18 protein-coding genes and 1 tRNA gene are annotated in these 24,740 nt (G+C 40.8%); 9 read left to right on the forward strand and 10 right to left on the reverse strand.

Annotation, left to right across the window (positions count from 1 at the left end):
- Positions 1 to 136: 136 nt before the first annotated feature.
- The 9 genes from L1283_RS15015 (at position 137) to L1283_RS15055 (ending at position 12,592) form a co-directional block, all read left to right on the forward strand.
- Positions 137 to 457 carry a hypothetical protein gene (locus L1283_RS15015; protein ID WP_286851073.1) on the forward strand — a complete coding sequence of 107 codons (321 nt, stop codon included), beginning with the start codon at positions 137 to 139 and terminating at the stop codon, positions 455 to 457.
- Positions 458 to 475: 18 nt separating this feature from the next.
- Positions 476 to 2,095 (forward strand): DUF5123 domain-containing protein, encoded by a 1,620-nt coding sequence (locus tag L1283_RS15020; RefSeq protein WP_145328561.1) that lies wholly within the window; start codon positions 476 to 478, stop codon positions 2,093 to 2,095.
- Between the two features lie 38 nt (positions 2,096 to 2,133).
- Positions 2,134 to 3,612: a pectate lyase family protein gene (locus L1283_RS15025; RefSeq protein WP_286851076.1), complete on the forward strand. Its 1,479-nt coding sequence runs from the start codon at positions 2,134 to 2,136 to the stop codon at positions 3,610 to 3,612.
- 43 nt (positions 3,613 to 3,655) lie between these two features.
- Positions 3,656 to 5,317 (forward strand): glycoside hydrolase family 28 protein, encoded by a 1,662-nt coding sequence (locus L1283_RS15030; protein ID WP_286851078.1) that lies wholly within the window; start codon positions 3,656 to 3,658, stop codon positions 5,315 to 5,317.
- A 78-nt stretch (positions 5,318 to 5,395) separates the two neighbouring features.
- The gene (locus tag L1283_RS15035) at positions 5,396 to 6,304 is read left to right on the forward strand and encodes an alpha/beta hydrolase (protein WP_286851080.1); all 909 of its coding nucleotides are present in this window, start codon (positions 5,396 to 5,398) and stop codon (positions 6,302 to 6,304) included.
- A gap of 14 nt (positions 6,305 to 6,318) precedes the next feature.
- The gene (locus tag L1283_RS15040; RefSeq protein WP_286851082.1) at positions 6,319 to 8,781 is read left to right on the forward strand and encodes a glycoside hydrolase family 95 protein; all 2,463 of its coding nucleotides are present in this window, start codon (positions 6,319 to 6,321) and stop codon (positions 8,779 to 8,781) included.
- Positions 8,782 to 8,799: 18 nt separating this feature from the next.
- A complete protein-coding gene (locus tag L1283_RS15045) occupies positions 8,800 to 10,446 on the forward strand; it encodes a glycoside hydrolase family 43 protein (protein ID WP_232475746.1) in 1,647 nt (548 codons plus the stop codon).
- Between the two features lie 108 nt (positions 10,447 to 10,554).
- Entirely contained in the window at positions 10,555 to 11,592 is a 1,038-nt protein-coding gene (locus L1283_RS15050) for a pectinesterase family protein (RefSeq protein ID WP_145328552.1), read from the forward strand.
- Positions 11,576 to 12,592, forward strand: a complete 1,017-nt coding sequence (locus L1283_RS15055) for an alpha/beta hydrolase (protein WP_145328550.1) — start codon at positions 11,576 to 11,578, stop codon at positions 12,590 to 12,592. The genes L1283_RS15050 and L1283_RS15055 overlap by 17 nt, the downstream gene beginning before the upstream one ends.
- Positions 12,593 to 12,745: 153 nt before the next feature.
- Here the strand turns inward: L1283_RS15055 and L1283_RS15060 are convergent.
- From L1283_RS15060 to L1283_RS15105, 10 genes are all read right to left on the reverse strand, one after another.
- A tRNA-Arg gene (locus L1283_RS15060) sits at positions 12,746 to 12,817 on the reverse strand.
- A gap of 198 nt (positions 12,818 to 13,015) precedes the next feature.
- Complete coding sequence (locus L1283_RS15065; RefSeq protein ID WP_088161022.1) at positions 13,016 to 14,308, reverse strand: phenylacetate--CoA ligase family protein; 1,293 nt, start codon at positions 14,306 to 14,308, stop codon at positions 13,016 to 13,018.
- Positions 14,305 to 15,972, reverse strand: a complete 1,668-nt coding sequence (locus L1283_RS15070) for a C45 family autoproteolytic acyltransferase/hydolase (protein WP_208734282.1) — start codon at positions 15,970 to 15,972, stop codon at positions 14,305 to 14,307. The genes L1283_RS15065 and L1283_RS15070 overlap by 4 nt, the downstream gene beginning before the upstream one ends.
- On the reverse strand, positions 15,926 to 17,467 hold the full coding sequence (locus tag L1283_RS15075) for a phytoene desaturase family protein (RefSeq protein WP_088161024.1): 1,542 nt from the start codon (positions 17,465 to 17,467) through the stop codon (positions 15,926 to 15,928). The genes L1283_RS15070 and L1283_RS15075 overlap by 47 nt, the downstream gene beginning before the upstream one ends.
- Positions 17,460 to 21,086 carry a 1-acyl-sn-glycerol-3-phosphate acyltransferase gene (locus L1283_RS15080; protein ID WP_145328546.1) on the reverse strand — a complete coding sequence of 1,209 codons (3,627 nt, stop codon included), beginning with the start codon at positions 21,084 to 21,086 and terminating at the stop codon, positions 17,460 to 17,462. The genes L1283_RS15075 and L1283_RS15080 overlap by 8 nt, the downstream gene beginning before the upstream one ends.
- A 1-nt stretch (position 21,087) precedes the next feature.
- Complete coding sequence (locus tag L1283_RS15085) at positions 21,088 to 22,260, reverse strand: DUF2062 domain-containing protein (protein WP_145328544.1); 1,173 nt, start codon at positions 22,258 to 22,260, stop codon at positions 21,088 to 21,090.
- A gap of 2 nt (positions 22,261 to 22,262) precedes the next feature.
- A complete protein-coding gene (locus tag L1283_RS15090; protein WP_145328542.1) occupies positions 22,263 to 22,640 on the reverse strand; it encodes a 3-hydroxyacyl-ACP dehydratase in 378 nt (125 codons plus the stop codon).
- A 132-nt stretch (positions 22,641 to 22,772) separates the two neighbouring features.
- Positions 22,773 to 23,384, reverse strand: a complete 612-nt coding sequence (locus tag L1283_RS15095) for a hypothetical protein (protein ID WP_145328541.1) — start codon at positions 23,382 to 23,384, stop codon at positions 22,773 to 22,775.
- On the reverse strand, positions 23,365 to 23,997 hold the full coding sequence (locus tag L1283_RS15100) for a LolA family protein (RefSeq protein ID WP_075991961.1): 633 nt from the start codon (positions 23,995 to 23,997) through the stop codon (positions 23,365 to 23,367). Before L1283_RS15100 ends, L1283_RS15095 begins: the two co-directional genes overlap by 20 nt.
- Positions 23,987 to 24,730: a polysaccharide deacetylase family protein gene (locus L1283_RS15105; protein WP_157698414.1), complete on the reverse strand. Its 744-nt coding sequence runs from the start codon at positions 24,728 to 24,730 to the stop codon at positions 23,987 to 23,989. Before L1283_RS15105 ends, L1283_RS15100 begins: the two co-directional genes overlap by 11 nt.
- Between the last annotated feature and the right edge of the window lie 10 nt (positions 24,731 to 24,740).

A 24,740-nucleotide genomic window follows, 5' to 3' on the forward strand; every position in this document is an offset into this window, starting at 1 on the left:
ATGCCAGCCTTACGGCTGACCAAACTCGAAGAGGAAAATCGCAAAACCCAATGCGCAAGGGGACTGTATTATAGTTAATTTATAGAGGAAAGATAACGAATATATTGATAAGGCTTCCTTAAATTATTACGGTGATTTGCCTGCGGCTCCAGGTGGGGACTACATTTCTGTCAGATGGTTTCCTCAAGATGCTGCCAAGCCAGAAAAAGTAGAATCCGGAAAAGTATACAATTATACAATTTGGCCGATCAGAACATTATTGGCTGGAACAGGATTGATGGCTACGTACAATTATTCGGAATTTTTATCCACGTTGACCTATGGCGCGGAAATTCAAGCGCAGCTTAACCAGTATAAAATGGGCAATGGCGTCTGTAATTATCGGTACGTTTATCCTATATATATCGACGATATTCGGGAAGCAAGGGGCTACCTGAGTAATGCCTACGGTTATTAACATCAAGCAAATAGTTTTATGAAAAAGATACTTTTAAATAGCATAATGTTGCTGGCTCTGGTTTTAAACCTGCTTAGTTGTAAGAAAGCTAACGATTGGGAGGTGGATGCTTCACATCAGCGGCTTTTTAAATCACTAAAGTTTACTACTGGTGTAGTCGGTGCAACTTCAGTGGAAATTAACTATACAAAAACAGTAGCTGCGCAGAAATATATTTTTGAATTTAGTAAGGATAGTTTGCAGTTTGCCGAAATTGTTAAGACAGTGGAAATATTAGCTGATACGTTGACTCCCTTCGCACCATCCACCATTCCTGCAAGGGTTGAATATCGGACTTTATTTGATAATCTGGATGGCCTTACGGAGTATTCTGTCAGGATGAAAGGAGTAAATACAGAAACAGGTGAAGAATCAAATTATTCGCAATTATATTTTAAGACAGCTGCAGAGCAGTTATTTAGTAAACTGAATATTGGTGTGGATCATATTGAGCTCTATTGGCCTGTAACAGATCGTGTAACTCATGTTAGTGTTTTTGAACCAGTAAAGAATACTGAACTGCAGAAGATAACTTTGTCCCCTACTAATAAAGCCGATGGTCATCTCAAGATTGAAGGTTTACGGCCAGGAACAAGCTATCGTGTCGCAATTTTTAACGAGGAAAACGAGCGAGGAGCAAAGACAGTTAAAACCTTAGGTATAGCTGGAGGAGAGATGATAACAGTAAACCCTGGAGACGATATCCCTACGCTGATAAGCTCAGCTGTTGCCCAAGGAAAAACCAATATCGTGCTGGTATTTACAGGTGGTAAGACTTACGATTTGGCCAATTTACTGATACCTGCAGGAATCAGTAACCTAAATCTGACCGGCACCTCAGATGCCGGCGGCAATTATCCTAAGTTAAATCTTTTGGGGCTGCAATTGACCGATCTTGTCTTGGGTGAGGTCGTGTTTGAAAATCTCGAAATTTATGCAAACGGTAGCTCTTTTTTGATCTCTCAGGATAAAAATGGTGCAAGTGTAGCTGCCTACACTTTTAAAAATTGTTATATAGAAAGACTAGGTAGTGGGGTGGTACGCCTTAACAATGCTGTGACCGTGAAAGGGATAAACTTTGATCATTGTAGAGTCGATAAAATCGGAGGATATGGTGTGGTAAATATCGGTGGTAGCACCGCAAGTGTGGATTCGATCTCAATAACCAACAGTACCTTCACCGATCTGACAACGCAGTTGATGGACGTTCGCGTCGCTGTCGGAAAGATAGTTGTTGGCAATTGTACTTTTTATAATCAAAATGCAGCAATGACTCAATTGCTCCGCTTTGATACCGCTCGATTGCCTTTTTCCTTTGTTGGAAGCAACAATATTATTGCCGGAACGAACAGTGGTGGGCGTATAAACGCAACGAGCTACGATCATGCTGGTTTTGCGCTTAACGTATCGTTTGCTGGGAGCTATCGTACAAATGAATTGCAGATAGAGCGTACTTCCCGGGATTTTTCGGAGATCACTATTTTCAGCGGAACCGCGGAAGACTTATTTGTAAATCCGATGAATAAAGACTTTCGTATTAAAGCTGGTAATGGATTTGGTGGACGTGGTACTGCTGGAGATCCACGTTGGTTTGAATAGATTGAAATATGCATAATGTTAAATCAGGAAAGGTAAGTATGAACAAATTGATATGGTGCGGAATGTTGTGTTTGATATTTTATAACACACGAGTTTCTGCTCAGCATATTGCAGCTTTTCCGGGAGCTGAAGGCGGCGGAATGTTTACAAAAGGAGGTCGGGCTGGTACAGTCTATTATGTGAATACATTGCGTGATGACGACCAGGGTGATGCACAACTAAAAGAAGGCTCGTTACGCTGGTGCCTACGACAAGATGGGGCAAAAACAATTTTGTTTAAAGTAGGGGGGACAATATGGCTCCAACAACGATTGTCAATAAACAAGGGTGATTTGACGATAGCTGGGCAATCTGCTCCCGGTGAAGGAATTACGTTAGCGGGAAATCCTGTTTCAGTAGATGCGGATAATATAGTTATCCGATTTCTGCGTTTCCGTATGGGGGATCTGCAGCTCGCTGGCCGCGATGCTGACGGAGCGGATGCTCTTGGAGGACGCCAAAGGCAGCATATCATCATCGACCATTGCTCCATTAGCTGGAGTACGGATGAATGTGCTTCATTCTATGACAATAAAAATTTCACGATGCAATGGTGCATTATTTCTGAGAGTCTGCGTCTTTCTGGACATTCCAAAGGTCCACATGGTTATGGTGCTATTTGGGGGGGAGTTCATGCAACCTTTCACCACAACCTCCTTGCTCATCATGATAGTAGAAGCCCTCGATTGGGCCCAGGAGCCCTTTACGCAGGAAGCGATACGACAGATATTCGTAATAATGTAATTTACAATTGGAATGGCAATGGAGTATATGGCGGTGAAACCATGTATGTTAACATCGTTAATAACTTGTATAAACCTGGGCCTGCTACGAATAGTAACATTAAGGATAGAATTATAGCCATTAATGCCAAAACAGAAGAGCACCCTTTTCCAAAGATCAAAGATGTATGGGGTAAATATTTTGTGAGCGGTAATTTACTGACCCACAATTCCAGCATTTCCGCAGATAATTGGCAGGGTGTGCGGATCGTCGGCGAACAGATTCAGTCGGGAATCAGATTAGATAAGGAGATACCTCTACAAGGAACGATCCATACCCACGACGCACAAACAGCTTACGAAAAAGTACTGACATATGCAGGTAACTCCTATGTACGTGATGCTGTCGATCAGCGCATCATTAACGAAACACGTAGTGGGAGTGCTACTTTTCAAGGAAAGAGCCCTCACAATGGCGAAGGGGGAAAATGGAAAAGCCTACAGTATCCCCGTAAAGGTTTGATCGATTCACAGCAGGATATTAATCCAGATCCTGTGGGTAATCGATATGGGGCCTGGCCATCGTTGGAGGCTGGCACAGCCATTCAAGATCGTGACCGGGATGGAATACCAGATGGCTGGCTTAAAAAGAATTACCCCGAAAAACAAGCAACCGATCTAACCGAATCAGGCTATACATACCTAGAGGTGTATCTCAATAAATTGGTAGCTTCCATAACAGAGGGGCAGATCTGATATTTTATAGATTTTGTATAACAGATGAGTAAAACTAAAATAGATGTTTAAAAAAAATAAGAAAAAAGGGCTAAAGCTGGCGTGCTTTTGTTTAGCAATCGGAGTATGCCAGCATATTAGCGCTCAGTCGGCAGATAGTCCATATCATTGGAATAATCTTCCTGAGGTGGAACGACCTCAATTTCGAAATGATACGATTAGTATCGAGAGGTTTGGAGCGAAGGGAGACGGCTATACCTTAAACACAAGTAGTATAAATGAGGCTATTCGTTCTAGTAGCAAAAGCGGTGGCGGTGTTGTCTTGGTGCCGGCCGGCTATTGGCTTTCAGGGCCAATAATATTACAGAGCAATGTGAACCTTCATTTGGAAGAAAACGCTTTTTTGCAGTTTACAGATGACTTCAACCAGTACAAAATTGTAGCAGGAAATTATGAAGGAAAAGTTTCGGCACGAAACGAATCACCCATCAGCGGTACAGAACTTGAGAATATTGCTATAACAGGCAAAGGTATTATTGATGGCAATGGAGATGCTTGGAGGATGGTTGGTAAAGGAGCATTGACAGAAAGCGAATGGAAAACTAAAGTTGCGTCCGGTGGTTTAATCAGTGCAGACGGCAAAACATGGTACCCCAGTGTCAAATCGAAGCTTGCGCATGAAGAAAGACGTTCTTTCTTGTTAGCTGAGGGCAAAAAATTGACTGACTTCGAGGATATCAAAGATTATTTAAGGCCTAACTTGTTAGTTTTGACCAAATGTAAGAACGTATTACTTGAAGGTGTGACCTTCCAAAATTCACCTGCCTGGAATTTACATCCCCTTATGACGCAGCATCTGACCATAAGAGATGTGAAAATCACAAACCCGGATTATGCCCAGAATGGAGACGGTATTGACATCGAATCATGTTCGAATGTGCTAATAGAGCATTGCGTCCTGGATGTGGGTGACGATGCGATTTGTATTAAATCAGGTAAAGATGAAGAAGGACGCAAACGTGGGATTGCGACCGAACGCGTTATTATTCGCCATAATAAAGTCTATAAGGGACACGGTGGCTTTGTGGTGGGGAGTGAGATGTCCGGTGGCGCACGAGATATTTTTGTAGAAGACTGCACTTTTATGGGGACTGACAAAGGCTTGCGTTTTAAGACCACACGTGGTCGAGGCGGGATAGTGGAAAATATCCACATCCGCAATATCAATATGAATAATATTGTGCAGGAGGCTATATATTTTGATATGTACTATTGGACGAAGCCTCCACAGGCCAACGAAGTTCAAGAGGTCCCGCCTGTAAGTATTGAAACCCCACGATTCCGTAATATATCAATCGATGCAATTACATGTAGGGGGGCTCATGTTGGCATCTTTGTCCGGGGATTGCCAGAGATGCCCGTGCAGCAGGTTAGCATGACCAATCTAAACATTGTTGCCAACAAAGTGATTGAGCTTAAAGATGCAATGGATATTGTTGTGAAAAATGCATTCTTGCACTCGAAAGATGCTAAGATACCAACTATTTATATTGAAAATGCTTCTAACTTACGGTTTGAAGGTTTGAGATTTGACAAGAACATCTCTCCAGAATTAGAAGTAAATGGACTCAACTCAACGAATATTGTATTTAATAATTCGAACATAGATAAAAAGAAATTAAGTTTTAAACATGGCGCAAAAACTAATGCTGTCAAAATTAATTAGTCTATGAGATTGTGTAAAGATTTGAAGTACTGGATGTACAGACCTAACATTAATTTTTTGACTTAAATCTCTGTGTAAATGAAAAAATTATTGACAATTCTCTTATCTTTTGCATATCTACTGACCCAGGGTCAAGAATCAATTCTGTTATATGATACAACAATGCCAAATAGTAAAGGGTTGAAGCTTTTAGATAGTATTGCTAACGAACGCGTGTATCAAGTTGCTGCGCCCCGGATTATTCCTTTTTTGGTCTCAAAAGAAGAAAATTCGGGAACTGCAGTATTGATTATTCCTGGAGGAGGTTACTCCCGATTGGCTTATGTGATCAGCGGCACACAGTTGGCCAAATGGTTTAATACAATTGGTATCAATGCGTTCGTGTTGCTTCATCGCTTGCCAAACTCGCCTGACGTGATCGATCGACCGCTGGCCCCCCTGCAGGATGCACAGCGGGCAATCCGTGTTATTCGGTCTAAGACGGCTGAATGGCATATAGATCCCGGTCGTATTGGTGTGATGGGCTGTTCGGCCGGAGGACATCTTGCTGCTTCCTTATCGAGCATAGAACGGCCGATCAAAGTTCTGGGTGATGCGATAGATCAATTAAGCAGTAAACCCAATTTCAGCGTTTTGATGTCACCCGTAATTACAATGAAGGGTGATCATGCCCATCAGGGAAGCGTGGATAATCTATTGGGTAAGGTCCCTGATGATTCTCAAAAAGAGCTGTTTAGTTTGCAGGCTCAGGTGACAGAGCGTACGCCGCCCACATTTTTGGTGCATGCTCAAAACGATAAGACTGTTTCTGTACAAAATAGCCTTTTATATTATCAAGCTTTACTAGAACATAACATTACGGCCTCTTTGCATATTTTTCCACAGGGAGGACATGCCATCGCACTGGTCAACAATTCAGGGTCGACAGCAACTTGGCCAAGCATATTGGCAGCTTCGCTTCATGAAATTAAAATGATTAAACCATAAATCTATATCTTGGTATGAATATCAAATATCTTATATTTTCTAGTGTTCTATTGCTGTTTTGGAAGTTTAGTTCATCGCAAGAATTGAAGTTACACTATGATAAAGCGGCTAGTAACTGGAACGAAGCATTGCCTTTGGGGAATGGGCGTATCGGTGCCATGGTATACGGCGGAGTTTCCCAAGAAGAGATTCAATTGAATGAAGAAACGATCTGGGCCGGACGCCCTGGAAACAATGTGCCTGAAGGCAAATACACGGATATTGTAAAGATTCGTCAGTTTTTAGTTGAGGGCAGGAATAAAGAAGCGCAGGAACTGTCGAATCTCGCTTTTCCAAGAGCTGCACCTGCAGGATTGGACTATGGCATGCCTTACCAAACTTTCGGTAGTCTATTGCTTGGATTTCCGACTCACCGTCACCCTGTTCAATATCGACGGGAGTTGGATTTAAATAAAGCGATAAGTACTGTTTCTTATCAAGTCGATGGCGTCCATTATCGAAGGGAAATGTTTACGTCACTGGTCGACAGTGTGCTGTTGATCCGCATCACTGCTGATAAAGCGAAAAGTATTTCAATGGATCTAAACTGGAAAAGTCCACATCAAAATATTGGCCTAGGCATAAATAATGGAGCATTATTTCTGCGGGGAAAAGGAGGTACGGTGGATTCTAAAGAAGGGCAGGTGGCATTCTATGGATTTGTTTATCCGCAGGTTAAAGGTGGTCAAATTAATCATCATGGTGAGCAGATTACAATTAAAAATGCAGATGAAGTAATTCTTTATGTATCCATTGGAACAAACTTCAAAAATTACAAGGATCTCTCCATCGATCCTGAACGAAAGGCCATACGAATTTTTGAAAAATCAAAAAGAATTTCTTACGCGAAAGCATTGGAGCAGCATGTGAGAAAATACCAGCAGTTCTTCAGTCGGGTGAAATTGGACCTTGGTAACAATGCGCAGGCAAAAAAAACAACGGATGTGCGGATTCGGGAATTTGCGACAAATTTTGATCCACAATTAGTTGCTCTTTATTTTCAATTTGGTCGTTATTTGTTGATTTCTTCTTCACAACCTGGAGGCCAGCCTGCCAATTTACAGGGGATTTGGAATGCCAAACTTTCTCCTCCTTGGGATAGTAAGTATACGATAAACATCAATACTGAAATGAACTATTGGCCGGCCGAGGTAGGGAATTTAAGTGAAATGCACGAACCATTGTTTAGTATGTTAAATGATCTTGCTGTTACAGGTCAAGAGAGTGCACAGAAAATGTACCATGCCAGAGGGTGGAATGCTCATCATAACACTGATTTATGGCGCATTACGGGGGTTGTAGATGGCGGTTTTTACGGTATGTGGCCAATGGGCGGAGCTTGGTTGAGCCAACACATTTGGCAACATTATCTGTATAAAGGAGACATGCAATTTTTGAAGGATTATTATCATGTATTGAAAGGAGCGGCTTTATTTTACCTGGATGTTTTGACGAAGGATCCATCTGGGAAATGGCTGGTCGTAAGTCCTTCCATCAGTCCTGAAAATAGCTATGAAGCAGGTAGTGTTGGGGTTTCAGCAGGCACGACAATGGATAATCAACTTGTGTTTGATGTCTTTAATAATTTTATCCGTGCATCCTACATTGTGGATGCTGATGTCGTATTGCGGGATTCTGTCAAACAAAGTCTGGCACAGTTGCCTCCAATGCAAGTTGGTCAACATGGTCAGCTTCAGGAGTGGCTTAAAGATTTGGATAGAAAAAATGATCGTCACCGTCATATATCGCATCTATACGGATTGTTTCCATCTGGTCAGATTTCACCTTTTCGCAACCCTGAACTTGCTCAGGCAGCAAAAAACTCATTGATCTACCGCGGAGATAAGTCGACTGGTTGGTCTATGGGCTGGAAAGTAAATTGGTGGGCACGTTTGCTGGACGGTAATCAATCATATAAATTGATCAAAGATCAATTGAGCCCAGCCCCAGAGGAACGGAAAGGACAACATGGTGGTACCTATCCTAATTTACTGGACGCCCATCCACCTTTTCAGATTGATGGTAATTTTGGCTGTACATCTGGAATCGCAGAGATGTTGGTGCAATCCTATGATGGGAGCATATTTTTATTACCTGCTTGGCCAGATGAGCTACCGAATGGCGAAGTGAACGGTTTAGTCACTAGAGGTGGATTTATTATAGATATGAGCTGGAAAAATCGAAAGTTAACGAAATTAAAGGTCAACTCGACCTTAGGAGGCAATTGCCGTATTCGTATTAACTCTGGGAGTACACTCTATTTAGAAAGGAAGCGGTTGAAAAAAGCGAATGGAAAAAATACGAACTCCTTTTTTGACCTAGATGAAATCAAAAAACCATTGGTAATAACACAAAATAGTTCATTTGAAATTCCCGAAACAGTGCTTTATGATCTTTCTACCACGAAAGGTAAAGTTTATGAAATTGTTGTGAAATAAAACTTAAAATTCGAATTTATGCTAAATACCGATAAAAAAAAATGGAAATATGTTTGCCTGATGACCATTATGAGCTTCTGTAGTTCTTCATTGACTTTCGGACAACATTATAATTCTAAGGTCTGGAGCCCGGATCTTGGAAATGGAAAATTCAAAAACCCTATCATCAATGCAGATTATTCCGATCCCGATGCTATCCGTGTAGGTGAAGATTATTATATGATTGCCTCAAGTTTTAATCACAGTCCAGGCCTGCCCATTCTACATTCTAAAGATATGATCAACTGGACGATTATAGGACATGCGTTGCAAAGGCAGTTACCGGAAGAGGTGTTCAATAAAGTGCAACACGGAGGTGGTGTATGGGCGCCTTCCATACGGTATCACGATGGAGAGTTTTATATTTATTATCCCGATCCGGATTTTGGGATTTATCAGATAAAGACCAAGAATATTCGGGGGCCATGGTCTGCTCCTACGTTGGTTTTCCAAGGGAAAGGATTGATCGATCCTTGTCCTTTTTGGGATGAAGATGGTCAGGCTTATTTAGCTTATGCCTATGCGGGGAGCAGAGCAGGCTTGAAAAGCGTGCTCGCTATCGCCAAGATGAGTACCGATGGAACTTCTGTATTGGACAGAGGTACGATCGTTTATGATGGACATGAATTGGATCCTACAATTGAAGGCCCCAAAGTATATAAGCGGAATGGATATTATTATTTGTTTGCACCAGCAGGTGGCGTATCAACGGGCTGGCAATTGATTTTGCGTTCGAAAAGTATTTATGGACCTTATGAACGCAAGGTGGCTATGGCCCAGAACAAGTCGACAGTTAATGGTCCACATCAGGGAGCATGGGTAGACACACCCTCAGGAGAAAACTGGTTCTTCCACTTTCAGGATAAAGAAGCCATGGGGCGTGTGGTCCATCTGCAGCCTATGGTTTGGAAAGCCGATTGGCCCATTATAGGCGAGGACATCGATGGAAATGGAGTAGGGACACCCGTGATGAGCTATAAAAAACCTAATGTAGGAAACCAGGTTATTGCTCTGATGAATCCTCAGGAATCGGATGAGTTTGATTCTCCTCATTTAGGACTGCAGTGGCAATGGCAGGCAAATCCGGATGGAAACTGGCTTATGCCATCACACGAAGGCAAACTTCGGCTTTATAGCCAGCAGCTTCCTGAAGGAAGTAAAAATCTGATGGCAGCGCCAAATATACTGACGCAAAAATTCCCTGCCGAAAATTTCAGTGCGACAGCAAAAATACGACTGCGTCCTAGCGAGAAGGAACTTGGTGAAAAAGCAGGATTGGTGGTGGTCGGCGAAGATTATAGTCAGTTTTTTATCCGTAAGGAAAAGGGCCACTTTCAACTTTATTATGGTAGTTGTGTCAATGCCTATTCGGGAGCTGAAGAGCAGGTCAGGCGCATCGCTACTTTGCCAGAAGACTTTGTCTACCTTCGTGTACAAGTTAAAAATGGAAAGACCTGCAGCTGGACGTATAGCTTGGATGGTAAAAAATATACAGTCGTGGAAAATGGCTTCCAAGCGAAACCTGGCAAATGGATAGGAGCCACATTAGGACTCTATGCCAGCCGCGAAAAGCATATCAATGATAGTGGCTATGCAGAAGTGGATTGGTTTCGAATAGATCAATAACATAGTTTTGACCCTTTAATAACTATGAAATTATTGGAATATTTTAAAGTTATGAATAAAGTTTATATATAAATATATTAGTTTGATAATGCAATTATTTTCTGATTTATGAGACGGATAAAATTAATTAAGATCTTGGTGGCAGTTTATCTAGTTGTTAGCCTGTCATTGTTAGGATCGGGATTGCGAGCGGCCAGCCTTGAAGTGATCACTGTAGACCAACACGGAAAAGGTGATTTCACAAGTATACAGGCAGCCGTGAATTCCGTTCGTGCTTTTCGTGCAGAACATGCGGTTCGGATTTGGATCAGGAAGGGAATTTATCACGAGAAAATAGTTATCCCAACTTATGTCGAAAATGTCCAGCTTGTTGGTGAGGATGCTGCCAATACCAAGATTATTTTTGATGATTATGCAGGTAAGTTGGTTGATTGTCCGGATGAGACAGGGCAGCCGAAGCTTGGGACTTTTAGTAGTTATACGCTATTGGTACGTGCAAATAGGGTGCTTATCAAGGATATAACTATCGAAAATGCAGCCGGACCAGTAGGGCAGGCCGTAGCACTTCATCTAGAAGGGGATCAGATAGCACTGGTTAATTGCCGTCTTTTGGGATTTCAGGACACCTTGTATCTGGGTAAAAGCGGTGCAAGAAGCTATTTTTCTGATTGCAGTATCAGCGGCACGACGGATTTTATCTTCGGGCCAGGCATTGCATTCTTTAAGAGTTGCCGACTGATTTCTTTGCGGAATTCGTATGTCACAGCAGCTTCTACGCCGCAGGGGCAATTTTATGGTTACGTTTTCGACCAATGTGATTTTGTAGCTGCAGATGAGTCTGTCGATAAAGTATTTCTTGGCAGGCCATGGCGTCCTTATGCAAATACGGTTCTGGTAGATTGTAACCTAGGAGCTCATATTATTCCTGAAGGCTGGAATGAATGGAAGGGTGACACGTTGTTCCCAGATAAAGATAAAACTGTATTTTACGCCGAATTGGGGTCTAAGGGAGCAGGGGCATCGGAACTCTCAAAGCGAGTGACTTGGTCACATCAGTTACCGGAAGATAAACGGGATGTTTATAAACTCGAAAAAGTAATGGAGGATTGGAAAGTTAAAGAAATGCTCGATGAAATGGAAAAATAAATATCGCTCACAGGCTCTTTTGTGGAGTACATTATTATTGTTTATGTTTTGCGATTCGGTGTGGGCGCAGAATCGAGACATTCCGAAAGATACGACCTATAATACGATGCGTGTATGGCGGCAGATCAAGAAAAGCTATCCCCATGCACGACCGGCTATGGACAGCCTAGGAGGAGATCTAAAGGTCGTACGTAATCTGGTATATGCACATCTAGCTCGAACCGATTTTGGCCCTCGGGATCTACATCTCGATGTTATCCGGCCAAATGACCAGCGAAAACATGCGGCAGTGATATGGATCCATGGTGGTGGATGGCGTTCTGGGCAGAAGGAAATGGATGTACCCATGGCACAGTTGCTGGCGAGAAAAGGGTATGTCTGCATTCCAGTGGAGTATCAATTATCTTTGGAGGCAAAATATCCCAATGCCTTACTCAATATCAAATCGGCAATTTTGTGGCTTAAAAATCATGCCGATCAGTACGATATCGACAGTAGCCGTATCGTGGTGGCGGGAAGTTCCGCAGGAGGTCACCTAGCGAGTCTGGTTGGATTGACAGGTAATGTGCCCGAATTTGAATCATTTCTTGAGTCTAAACACAGTACGCAGATTCAGGCTATTATTAATTTGGATGGAGTGGTGGATTTCATGGCTCCGCTTTCACTCAATTTAGAACGAAAGCCCGATTCTCCTGATGCCTTCTGGCTTGGAGGAACCTTTGCCGAAAAACCGTTAATATGGAAGGAGGCTTCGCCTATATTTTGGGCCAGAGAGGAACAGAAAATTCCGATGTTATTCATAAATAGCGGTCTTCCTAGATTCCATGCCGGACAAGATGAATTGGTCGGTATGCTAAAGCGTTGGGGGACGGCACATCAAGTGTATACATTTGATGTACAGGTTCACCCTTTCTGGCTTTTCCATCCTTGGGTGAATAAGTGCGTCGATGTTATTGACGAATTTTTAAAGAATAATTTAATAAATCCAGAGCGCTTTTAGTTTGAAAGTTTTTGATCAAAGAATTGAGTCTGCTCATATTGTAATTTTTCTGGGCAAGCTATATAGGTTAGTTGGCATTTTAGGCGTTGTGAAGTGAAATTTAAAAATAAACCCCACTTTAAATTAATTTAAAGTGGGGTTTATTTTTAAATGTGTCCCCGACGAGATTCGAACTCATATCGTCAGAACCGGAATCTGAAATTCTATCCATTGAACTACGGGGACCTGTCGCAAAGATATACTATTTTCTAGATCTTACAAATAATCTTTGCGATAAAATTCAATCTTTTAGCAGACTATTTTTAATGCCTTTTGTCGACAGCATTTTTATGTTTAACATTCGCTAATTCCCTATTTTTTTATACGTGGGCTAATGATTTGTATATGAATGCTTAGCATCTGGGTGATAGTACTGTGGGCTACTTACAATTTCCTTTCATCCACCAGATAAATGGGTTTTCTGCTGAGCGGATTATAAATCCGGCTGATCAAAATTTCTTCGCGTTCGAACTCCACATTGGGAATTACGCGCAGTTTCGCCTGAAAACTATCTTTGATTTCTTTTAATAATGCGCTGTTTTGTTGTTTGGAGGATATTAAAATCCGAATGTCGTCTGTACCGACTGCAGTGCTGGAGATCTCGATCTGATAATGTTCAATTGCGGTGTAGCTGGCCAATACATCAAACATAGCCGGGGGAAACAGCGTCGTACCCTTATACTTAATCATCTGCTGTTTTCGGCCTTCAACAGGGCCTATTCTATAGGAGTTCCGACCACATGTGCAAGGGCCAGCATGTCGTCTGACCATATCGCCAGTTTTATAGCGCAAAACGGGCATAGCCTCTATTCCTAAGGTGGTGACAACTAATTCTCCCAGTTGACCATCGGATACAGGATGGTCATTATCGTCCAATATTTCGGTAATGATTAATGCTGGATGTTGGTGACCACCGGCAAAAGCTTCACATTCTGTGAATGCTGAGCTCATTTCGGTGGAAGCATAAGTGGAGTAGAGGGCAATATTCCATTTTTCCTGAATTCGTTTTGCCAGTTGGTTGTCCTGCAGGTCCGCAGTTCTAAGATTTTCACCGATACAAATGGCGACCTTTACAGAGCTGCTGTTGTAGTCGATGTTATGTTCTTCGGCATAAGCAATCATTTTGAGTAGGAAGGAGGGGACGACAACAAGAAATTTGGGTTTAAACTGCTGGATTGAATCCCATTGCATTTGAGGTATGCCAGCCCCAATACGAAGTATTCCGGCTCCAATTTTACGGAGTCCAAGAAAGTAAGCTAATCCCGCCATAAAACGACGATCTAGGGTCGTCATAATTTGTACCCGGTCGCCTTTTTTAATACCTACCCGTTGGAAGGAAATCATCTCATTATAAGCGAGACGCTCCAGGTCCGCGTCTGTTAATCCAAATACAACAGGTGTCCCCAGTGTACCGGAAGTTGTGGAGAAGTCGACAATCTCCTCTTCGGGGACGCACAGAAAATCCCAGTTAAACTGCTGCAGCTGTTCTTTGGAAGTCGTCGGCAAAAGGGGGAGATCCTGAACACCGCGGATGCGTTGTAAGTCAACTCCTTCACGTTGAAAAAGACGTTTGTAGTAAGTTGAATGTGTATTCAAATAGTTTAAAACATATCTTAGCTTTTCATCTTGATAATGGGTTATTTCTTCAAGACTGGCTTGTTCTATCGTTGGGATCATCGATTATCTCCTTTCTTCTCAATTTTATGAATATATGAAGCAATGTTTTTGCGGTCAACCAAAGTGGTCACTTCGCAGGAGTCGGCCTGTTGCAATTGCTTTAGTGCTTCTTCATAGCGCTTTTGCTCAAAATAATACGTTCCTCTCTTGTGATAGACTGCCCAAAACAGGGGATTGAGCTTTTGATATTCCTGCCATTCCGATTCAGTAATTTCTTGGTCAGACTTCAGTTTGTGGTCTATTATTCGATCTCGTTTACGGTAATCCTCATAATCGCGGTAGGCTTTACTATTCAAAAATGTATCTTGGGGAATATTCAATGCTGTATTGGCCAATGTAGACGCTGGCTGATGTGCCTTGTTGTCGAAGATTTTATTTAAGTCATAACAGACAAATTCCCCAAGCTGATAGGGGTTGGCTGAGATCCATACAAGGCGTTTTTTTGGTTGGAAAATGACGCCATGATGAGCCAAGAGCTGATTTAAGGCCTTTTCATTGCCATAGCCTATTTCTTTATTTTTTAATCCATTGCGATCTCTTAGTATAGCCGCAACTTTAGGGGCTGTAAGCTTATCCTGCTGTTGCAACTGCTCTGTCAGCAGTTGGTGTCGATAAACACTGTGGCTTTCTTCAATCTGTTTTTGATTGCGCTTATCGGATTGATAGGTACTGCTCTGAAAATGATTTGTGCATAGCAGGTAATTTGCATTGTCTGATTCAAAAACAGCAAATTTATGTGGCGACATCTCAATTAAGATGGCACGGCCTTCATCTGCAGACCCGATCATAAGTGATTCTGAAATAAAAATAGGATGTTTTTTTGCAATGGCGATGGCTTCCTTAAAATTTCGAGCATATTGGAGTATTTCTCGGGCAACAATAGATATAGGCGTTTTTGCAGCCCAAGGAATAGACGATTTTCCTGCATTGAGTGTAACTGTCAGGCCAGCACTGTTCATGCCGGAGACGACACCAATCATGCCTGCCCAGCCCACGGAGAGAAATGAATAACCAGAATCGGGTTTCACAATAGTGATTAATTTGTTGTGACTAAAATCGTCGCCCGCATAAAAGTCAAAATTTCGCCCGATAATGAGCTCGCCATCTGCAGACTTTGGTCCCCATGCCGCTAAGGAAGAACAGCCAACCAAAGCGAGGTCCTGAAAAGCATGACCCAAGTCATGGGCCCCATGAAGAAAAAGATTCCGCTGATAGGGATCCATAAGGGAGTCGTAGCGAGGAGAAGCATACCGTGACAATCCAAAAATCTCTTTTCTATACGCTATCGGGATATATTTATGGATGTTTCGATTATAGACTTTAGTCAATTTCATCATCCATTTCTGCTTGCGCTGAGAAGGGATAAACTCTTGAATTTTAGAAAAGAAAGCCTTTTCTTGGTAGGCATAAAGCGATTGTGTCAGTATACCCGTTTTTAATCCAAGTTCCATCGGGTTACCGCTGACGTAGAGTTCCCATAAACCTTGTGCGTTATGAAATAGGAAGTTACTGTCTATGCTGAGATAATTGTCCGTAGAGTCGGCCAACCTTAATGTCGGAATCGCCTGCTGTTCGAATTTAGCTTTTTCTTTCAGGGCACCATTTAGCGCACAAGAGCTAAATAGTGATGCTATCCAAATCGCCAACCAATACTTTTTCATCATTCTCTTTAAATAGATCATCTTCAAATTCTTTTCCAAGCATCATTAAGCAACAGGAGAAGGCTGTAATTGTAACCCCCAACACACCGTGCATCTTGACATTTTGGCCTGTCAGAAACAAGTTCTTGACTTTCGTCTTCGTGGAAATTAAGCTATTCAACGGATGCTTGTATTCTTTTAAATAGCCATACATATTACCTTCCTCGGCCCCGATAAAATCACGGTAGCTTAATGGACTGGACGTGTGAACAGATTGAGCGGCAGCTTTAATATTCGGAAACAAGTGTTGGAGTTCTTCGATAATTTCTGCAGCCTTGGCAGCTTTAAAGGCTTCATACTCTTCACCACGGCTACTTAACTGCTGGATAATGGACCGATTGAAAGTCTCATTCCACTGTTGCACTTCGTCCGCAGTCATATAACACATCACGGTCATGGTGCTACAATAGCGTTGATTTTCGCTGTTACAGCTCATGGAAACGACTAAGGGAGATTGCTCCTGATTATACCAAACGGAAGCGATGTTTTTATAATGGTAAATATTATAATTTTGATAGGGGATATAACCTTCTTTACAAACGATGTAAACGGAAAAAACCGAAGGGCTCAACGGTAAGCCTTGTATACGCTTGACATAAGCTTGCTTTTGAAATCTTTCAGGCAGCATGGCAAAGGTATGCCGGAGATTGATATTCGAAACAAACTCCTTTGCATAAATCAGCTGCTGGTCATCGGTGCGTACTGCTTTGATCAGCTGATCGTCCATTTCTACAGCAATGACTTCTTTATTTTTGATGATGTCACCACCATATTTACGCAATTGGCGGATCAATAACTTGGCAATTTGGCTACCGCCGTTTACACAACGCCAAGCGGACTGAATATAGGAGTTTATGGTAAGCGCATGTACATAGAGTGGGGTACTTTCTGCTTTTGCAACATAAAGGAAGTTCGAACCGACGAGTACAGCCTTAAGGAGTTCGTTATCGGTCAAATCGTCTAAAAAAGACTTCAATGAAATACCGAGTACAGCCTCATTGAACCCAAAACTTTTGCGGAGATTATACATAGGAAATGAATTACAGATGTCCTGTATCTTCTCACAATATACGGTTAAGGCCTGCTTTTCTTCAGGAAAGTAATGAAGCAATTGTTGTACAAAATTTTCATATCCTTGTGCATGTGGATAATTGATCGGATTTCCATCAAATGAAATTCGATCATATTCATCGATTCCCATGCGTTGGATCGATAGATCCTTCATAATCCCCAGATACTCAAAATATTTATACAGGTTTTCACCTTCACCCAAACCGCCAATGTAATGTACCCCTGTGTCTAAGATTTCTTTGTCTCGCACAAAAGTCTGCAGATTGCCACCATATTGATTGTTTTTTTCAATGACACATACTTCGCGTCCAAATTTAGCAAGGAGAACTGCGGTAACAAGGCCTCCTAGCCCTGAACCAATGATGACGCTATCGTAGACTTTATCCATTTGTTCTTCTTTTTAATACGCAACTGTATTGATCTTTAAATACTTCTTCAAAACCAATGTAATGTGGCTTTTCTAGGAAATCATAACATACAATAGTATGTATCGAATCGCTGATTTCAACCTTTTCATCGTTGCTGCCCCAGATCAGTACATCGAAACGTAATGTGGTTTCGGTCGGCTGATTTAGATAAGTCAATTTACGTTTATGCTTTAGATACGTATTGCCCGCAATAGCACGTTTTTCAGGATCACGGATATAGCTTTCTATATGTCGCTGTGCCTGTTGCATGGTCAACAAAAAATCAATATGACCAAAATCGTTTCCAATATGCAAAATTTTTGCATTTGCTGCAATGAAATTATTCCAGGTTGCATAAGACTCCTGATGAAGGTCAAAATCATTTAGGCTTAATTTTTCGATTTCCGTTTCTTTATACCGATAGTTTAAGCTTATTTTTTCTCTAAAGTAAGTCGGACCCTCAAATTGCTTTCTGATTTCAGCGAACTGTTGTTTGAATAAGCGACTGATTGTTTTACAGCGTGCAGAATAATTATCTCCAAACTGTTGGTCGGTAGGTCGAATTCTTTCGCCTATGACTGTACTGAGTGTTCCATCATAAATGACAAAATCTCCTTTTGGACAAACATCGGCAGCTCCGTGTATATAAATAGGGAGGATATCCAATTGCAGCTGTTCGGCAATATAGAATGCGCCTTTGTGAAACCGTTGTACATCATTTGTTGCCGATCGCGTTCCTTCTGGAAAAATCGCAATCGAATACCCAGCATCGATACGTTGCTTTAAGATGTTTTTCGATTTTTCTAAATCGTCGTCGAGCATTAAAAAACCTGCACGCCTAACCACACGGCCAAAGACTGGTGATTTGTAGACCCATTCGTTCGTAACAAATACGCACTTTGGCAATAAACGCCCAATAAGAAGTGTATCTAATAGCGAATTGTGATTGGCTATAATAATCGCGGGTTTTTTGAAGTCTTCGTCATGCGCGTTGAATTGCTGTTTCTTGACAAAAGGGTTGGACTTCAATACAGAGTCTCCAAAACGAGACATTACGCGTGTCATCCAAGCTCTATTAGAGATCAAACTAAAGAGAAGGCCTGAAAGCATACTTCCGATGATATAGTAGCTGAACGAAAACGCTGAAATCAAGCGCAGACGCAAACTAAGCGGAGATAAGCCTTGGGAAGGCCTGCGGCGAAATACAAACCTAAAAACGAGCGGATAAAGAACAAAAGTGTTTAAAACCGCTGCTGTAACACCGAGTAGGGAAACTGCTGAAATGGATTTTAATGCCGGGTGTTTAGCGAAAATTAAAGCACCGATGGCTAAAATTGTCGTTAATACGGCAAGTAGAATAGACGTACGGTACATAGGCATTTCATCTTTGCCGGTACTGTATTCTTTTTGCAGGGCTGCGGTCATAAATATGGCAAAGTCTACACCGTGACTGAATACAAGTGTACAGACAATGGTACTGAAAATATTAAATTCGAGGTGAAACAGGCCCATGAGGCCCCCTGTAACCAAGCCTGTTAACACAATAGGTACCATGCTGATCAATGTCAGCTCGATGCGGCGAAATGACAACCAAAGAATAACAAATATGGCTACAAAGCTATAATTGACCAAGGTGTTGAAGTCATTGACCAGCTGTCCCAAAAAGGTTTCATTCATTTCTTTGCGATCAATGACAACGGTACTGCCATTATTGAACTGCTTCATCAATTTTTCCCGGTTTCCTTCTGCCGTTTTTACAATGGTATTTGCGGTGAAAAAGCCATCTTTGGAACTGATATACTCGCTCAATATTCCATTGTTGAGTTTCTGATAATCATCCCATGTGACGGTCGAAAATTTTTGATCCAAAAGGGAGAAGAAAGCTTGATAAGCAGTTGGTTTGAAACCAAAAGCAGCGCTAGAACGGATAAGATTCTCGCGGATTTCCGTTTTACGGACATCTGTCCAAAAGGAATTCCACTGGGCAATTTTCGCCTCCTGATCCTTTTTCGATAGAACAATTTCACCAATGGAATTGATAGCGATCATACCTGTATCTTGTTGTAATCTACTATACAATAAAGAATTAGCCGAAAGAACCTGGTCGATATTGTTACCATAGTTTATCAGAAATAGCGACTTATTTTGTTGTTGTGCTGAATTTTCAAGTTTGTATTCGGCTTCTTGCAGTTCTTTTGGGAAGAAATTTAGTGCAGATAAATCTTTATTGAACCCGACTTTCCAAAAAGTAAACAAGCTCACTACTAACAATAGGTAGCTAAATATTTGTAAGGGTTTATTCCGTTCAAAACTGAATGCAGAAATCCGATCGATGAGATGGTTTTTATCATCCGAGGTTTTTATATTCGGTTTATAGATATGCGGGATAAGAATCAAAGAGAATATTCCCGAGAACAGGATGGCAATGAACGCAAATATTCCCAAATCTTTTAAGGCCTCCGAATTGACGAAGAGCAGGCAAAGAAAAGAAACGGCTGTAGTGCCCGCACTCATCAAGATTGGCTTAGTGATTTCTTTATAGAGGTGTTTGATATCCTGAGTTTGCTTGAAATGCGTCATGATATGCAGCGCATAGTCTATGGTAATGCCAATTAATACTGCAGCAATGGAGATTGAAATAGCAGATATTGTACCCCGCAGAAAGTAAAGAAATGCGAGTGCTAGTAAAGCCCCAAAAAGCGAGGGAATAAAGATGATGACCGGAATTTGCACTTTCTTGTAAAAGAGAATCAAAATAAGCATCAATAAACTCATCGAAATAAGGATGGTCGTTTGGATATCTGTTTTGATTTGCTTTGCATTGGCGACAGCAACCAAAGATGATCCGAAGTAGCTTAGTTTGGTTTTTTTTAGGTAGACCTTGTTTAACGCACTTTTCATGTTGTCAAGCCTGTCGACAAAAATCGCATTATGTTCTGTTTCCGAGCCTGAATATTTGGGATTAATAAACAATAACAGCTTGCTTGAATCTTTTGTAATAATATAGCCATTGTAAAGTTGAAAATCGCCGGCAATACTGAGCTTTTGGAATTTTTTAAGCGCCATAAAGCCAATCCCTAGGGGATCTCGTTGTATAAAAGATTTTGCAACGATACTCGTAGGCGAAATTAATGCAGCATAATTGGCTTCCACTACCTGCGCTATGCTATCACTTGGCAGGTGGCTTGCTATGGTTTTGTAATCGTTCTCGTCCAATAATGTCGGCAAATGCTGGTATACAAACTGCATGGTACTTTCCATTTCCGCGTCGCTAATTTGCCCTTGTATACTATGATAGTAGGGAGCAAGCGATACGATGCTATCGGAAAAGGAATTAGCCATTTCAACCATATCGTCAATTGAAGCATCTTTTTCCCGTTCAATAATGACGCTTATTTTATCCGAAAACTTAAGTTGGGTCAATATTTTGGCAACCTCATTTGTCCGTTCATTTTGAGGTATGATCCGCGTAATATCTTCTTCAAATTTTAGTTTTAGTGCGAAATATCCCGTTGCGACCAAAAAGAGCAGGGCAACTAACCAGGCGATATAAGGTTTCTTCTTGAAAAATAGATAAAGCTGATAAAAATAATGCTGCATATTAACGTCGTTGATTAAACCGCAATAGCGTAAAGGAGGAAAGTCCAAATAGGACTGCGGTCACTAAAGCCAAAGCGAGACTACCCAGTACATATTGTAAAAAATGTTCGGATATAGCTTGAAAATCTATTTGGCTATAATCCAACAAAGGTTTGGCACTGGATATAAATAACTTTCCTGTTTGTATCGATCCCCAAATAATCAATGGGATCATAGGGGGGATACTGACATTTGAAAAGGCAAAACAAAGACCTTTATTAAGCCTAAAGACAGAGGCGAGAAAAATTGATAAAAAAGACTGAAATCCCCATAAAGGGGCAATCCCAATAAACACACCCAATGCAATCGAAATGGATTTAATAAAATTCGAATCGTGCGTTCCCAGAATATCTTCTTTTAGAAAATCCTTAAAGCTTTTTTTTTTGAAACTTCGAAAAGCGTTTCTTGGAAATATGTAGAGTAGACTAATCAAAACTAAGAAGGTGTTAAGGATGCTAATTCGTGTGAAGTCCTTAAATGGTCTAAAATGCGAAACTCGCTCTGTCGGATCGTAAAGTATCTTAATCGGTACATTCTTCACGACAATGTCTTTCCATGCTGAGCGTACAATTACTTCAATTTCTAGTTCGAATTTGTTGGTATATAGTTTTTTAGGTATGCGATCAAGAGGGTAGAGTCTGTATCCTGATTGCGTGTCAGCAAGTTTTATCCCTGTTTCAAACCAAAACCAAAAATTGGAAAACTTATTACCGAAACTGCTCTTTTTGGGTATGCCGGCTTGGTCCATTTGGCGCTCACCAATCAATAAAATATTTCCGTCACTTTGGTTGAGTGCGTCTATAAAAGTTGGAATGTCATCGGGAAAATGTTGCCCATCCGAATCGATGGTGATTGCATACTGAAATCCCTGTTTTCTTGCCGTATCAAACCCTATTCGTAAAGCTTTGCCCTTACCTGAATTCTTTTCCAGGTGCAGCACTGTAATGGAAGGGTAATTTGCTAAAATCTCTGCTGTTGTATCCGTTGAACCATCATTGACTACAATAACCTGTGTGGTATAGGCCAAAACCCCATCTAAAACTCTTTTTAGCGTTTTAGCATTGTTGTAGGTGGGTATGAGTACACATACAGCTGTAGGAATAATAGATTGGCTGAAGCTTGGCGAATTGATCATGGTTATACAACAGGATAAGTGCGGCAAAAATTGAGTTCCATTTTAAGTGCAAGGGTATCATCGAAAGAACAATTGGCCTTGATCTGTATGGTTTCGGTTTCTTGAACCGCCAATTCCAATGTCAGCATGGAATGAACGGAAGGATCTATAATGGCATAAAAACGAATGTTTTTGGCAGACCGCATACGGAGTTTTGTCTGCAGTAAATCTTCGGTTATATTTTTTATGATCTGTAACATACATACACCTGGTGTTACTGGTCGCCCTGGAAAATGCCCGTTAAAAATCGGATGATCGGGATGAATACCTATCTCCATCAAATATTTTCCATCTTCACGCACCTGACTATTGTGTATCGTATAAAAGTCTGCTAAAACCATGTTTCAAACTTAGATAAATTACCTTTTATATGCAATATAATAGCGGAGCATAATAAAAGTAATTGAAGAACTTACTATAGCGGAAATACGGCTTTGTTTATTTTTTATATCTAGCCTTATGTATCATGTCGCTTAAAATGGAATATTTACAAAATCCATTTTTAGCTTGATACCACGATGTTTTATATTAAAGCTGTCAAGTTTCCCCAAAGAATCTGGTTTGAATTGAATTTCAAAAGCTCTTTTGTACTTGGATGCCATTTCGATTTTGGTTAAGGTTCCTTGGTCATCTATCTTAAGAAAATATCGTTTGCCGTTATAGATACTTAAAAATTGATTGGCTATTAAATTTTGATAGTCAGCTCTATAAGTTGTTTGTGTTAAAGCTCTGAAATCCCTCACTAAGGTGTGGAGGATTATCTTTCTGTCGAGATCTTGCATGACATAATTGACCAGATGTTGGTCTTTGGAAATCGTTATATCAAATAAGGTATTCCCCAGATCAGAGGTAAGTACAATCCGATGATCGTCCTGACTGATTCTTTTGGCGACAAACATTCCTGTCATCTCTTTTCCATAAAAGCGAATTGTGGCCCGATATAAGCGCTCTTCATTTAACCTGGCAAAATAGGGGTTTTGAACGAGAGTGTCGATTGCACCATAGTTTTGTTTACCATTTGGGTAGTAAACCTTACATCCTGTCAGAAGAACTAAAAGTAACAGACTAAAAACTGAATAACGCATCGCTGATTGGTTGGTTGATCTGCTTGTTTTTGAAAACTATTTTTGTATAATCTTTAGACGGTTCTATCAACTGGACTTCCGAAACTGTAGATTGTTGATCATTAAAATACAATACGATCGTTTGAATATAAGCCGATAGCTCTTTTGTTTTAGGTGAAAGCTTCGCTATGCGTTGATTTCGATTTTTGTGAAAGGTGATCGTAAAGTCATCGGCAGCAAAGAGATCTCCACTGATGCTGCCAATAATCATTTTATTGATTTTCTCGAACTTTTTATTGTTGCCAAGGTCGACCTTATTTTTTTTACCTTGATCATTTACCAATACTTTATTGTCTTTAAAAAGAATACCATATTGGATCGGTGTATTGTATTTCCAAAGCAGCTTGTTTGGGTTTTTCAATAACATGGATCCACTGGACGTAATCTCTTTAGAAAGAAAATCCAAGTGCTTATATTGGACAAAATCTGTTTTTAAGGTTTTTATTTTTTGTGCTTCCGCTACGACGGTTTGTTTAAAACTAGTTATTTCAGCGCTTGACATAGCTGTTTCTTGTGCTTTGGTCAGCGCAATGTGAAATACAGAAACAAGGAGTAGAATGAGCTTAGTTTTCATATACTTTTTGATTTAAGAAATCTTCCAAATTTACGGCTTCTAATTTGTTAACCTTTAATGCCATTAATAAACTTTTAACGATATGTACTGTTTTCTCGGATGTATCATGTAAAAGAATGATACTGCCGGGACTTAGTTTTTTTGCAATGCGTGCAAAAATCTGATCTTCAGTTAGATTTAAAGTATCCAAGGAGCGGATGTTCCAACCAATGGATTTCAACTTGCAATCGTGCAATGCTTTTGCAATATGTGGATTGCTGACACCAAATGGAGGCCTGTAAAGCAATACTTTTTTTCCTGTTGCCGTTTCAATGGCATGATTAGCTTCATTTATCTCTTCAACAACTTGTCTGCTTGGCAGAAACCCCATCTTATTGGGATGATTCATGCTATGATTGGCAATTACATGGCCCCTTTCAATAATTTGCTTCGCTATCATGGGATACTTGACGACCTGTGTGCCAATACAAAAAAAACTAGCTTTTGCTTGATATTGATCCAGTAAGTCTAGTATTTCCAAGGTAAAAGGTGTAGGGCCGTCATCAAAAGTGATCGCAACTTGCCGCACATTTTTTCTTACGCTTGTTGTCGATTGCATAAAGAAATTTAGACGGAGATCAAATGCTCCCCAGGAAACTATTCCAACATACATAATCAGCACAATAATCAAAGGAGAATACAGTTGATCGTTTTTCCAGATGAATACAGTCATCAGAAAAAGGGCAAGACTCACGTATGTTGTG

The organism is Sphingobacterium sp. HSC-15S19 (assembly GCF_050433745.1).
GTDB lineage: Bacteria > Bacteroidota > Bacteroidia > Sphingobacteriales > Sphingobacteriaceae > Sphingobacterium > Sphingobacterium siyangense.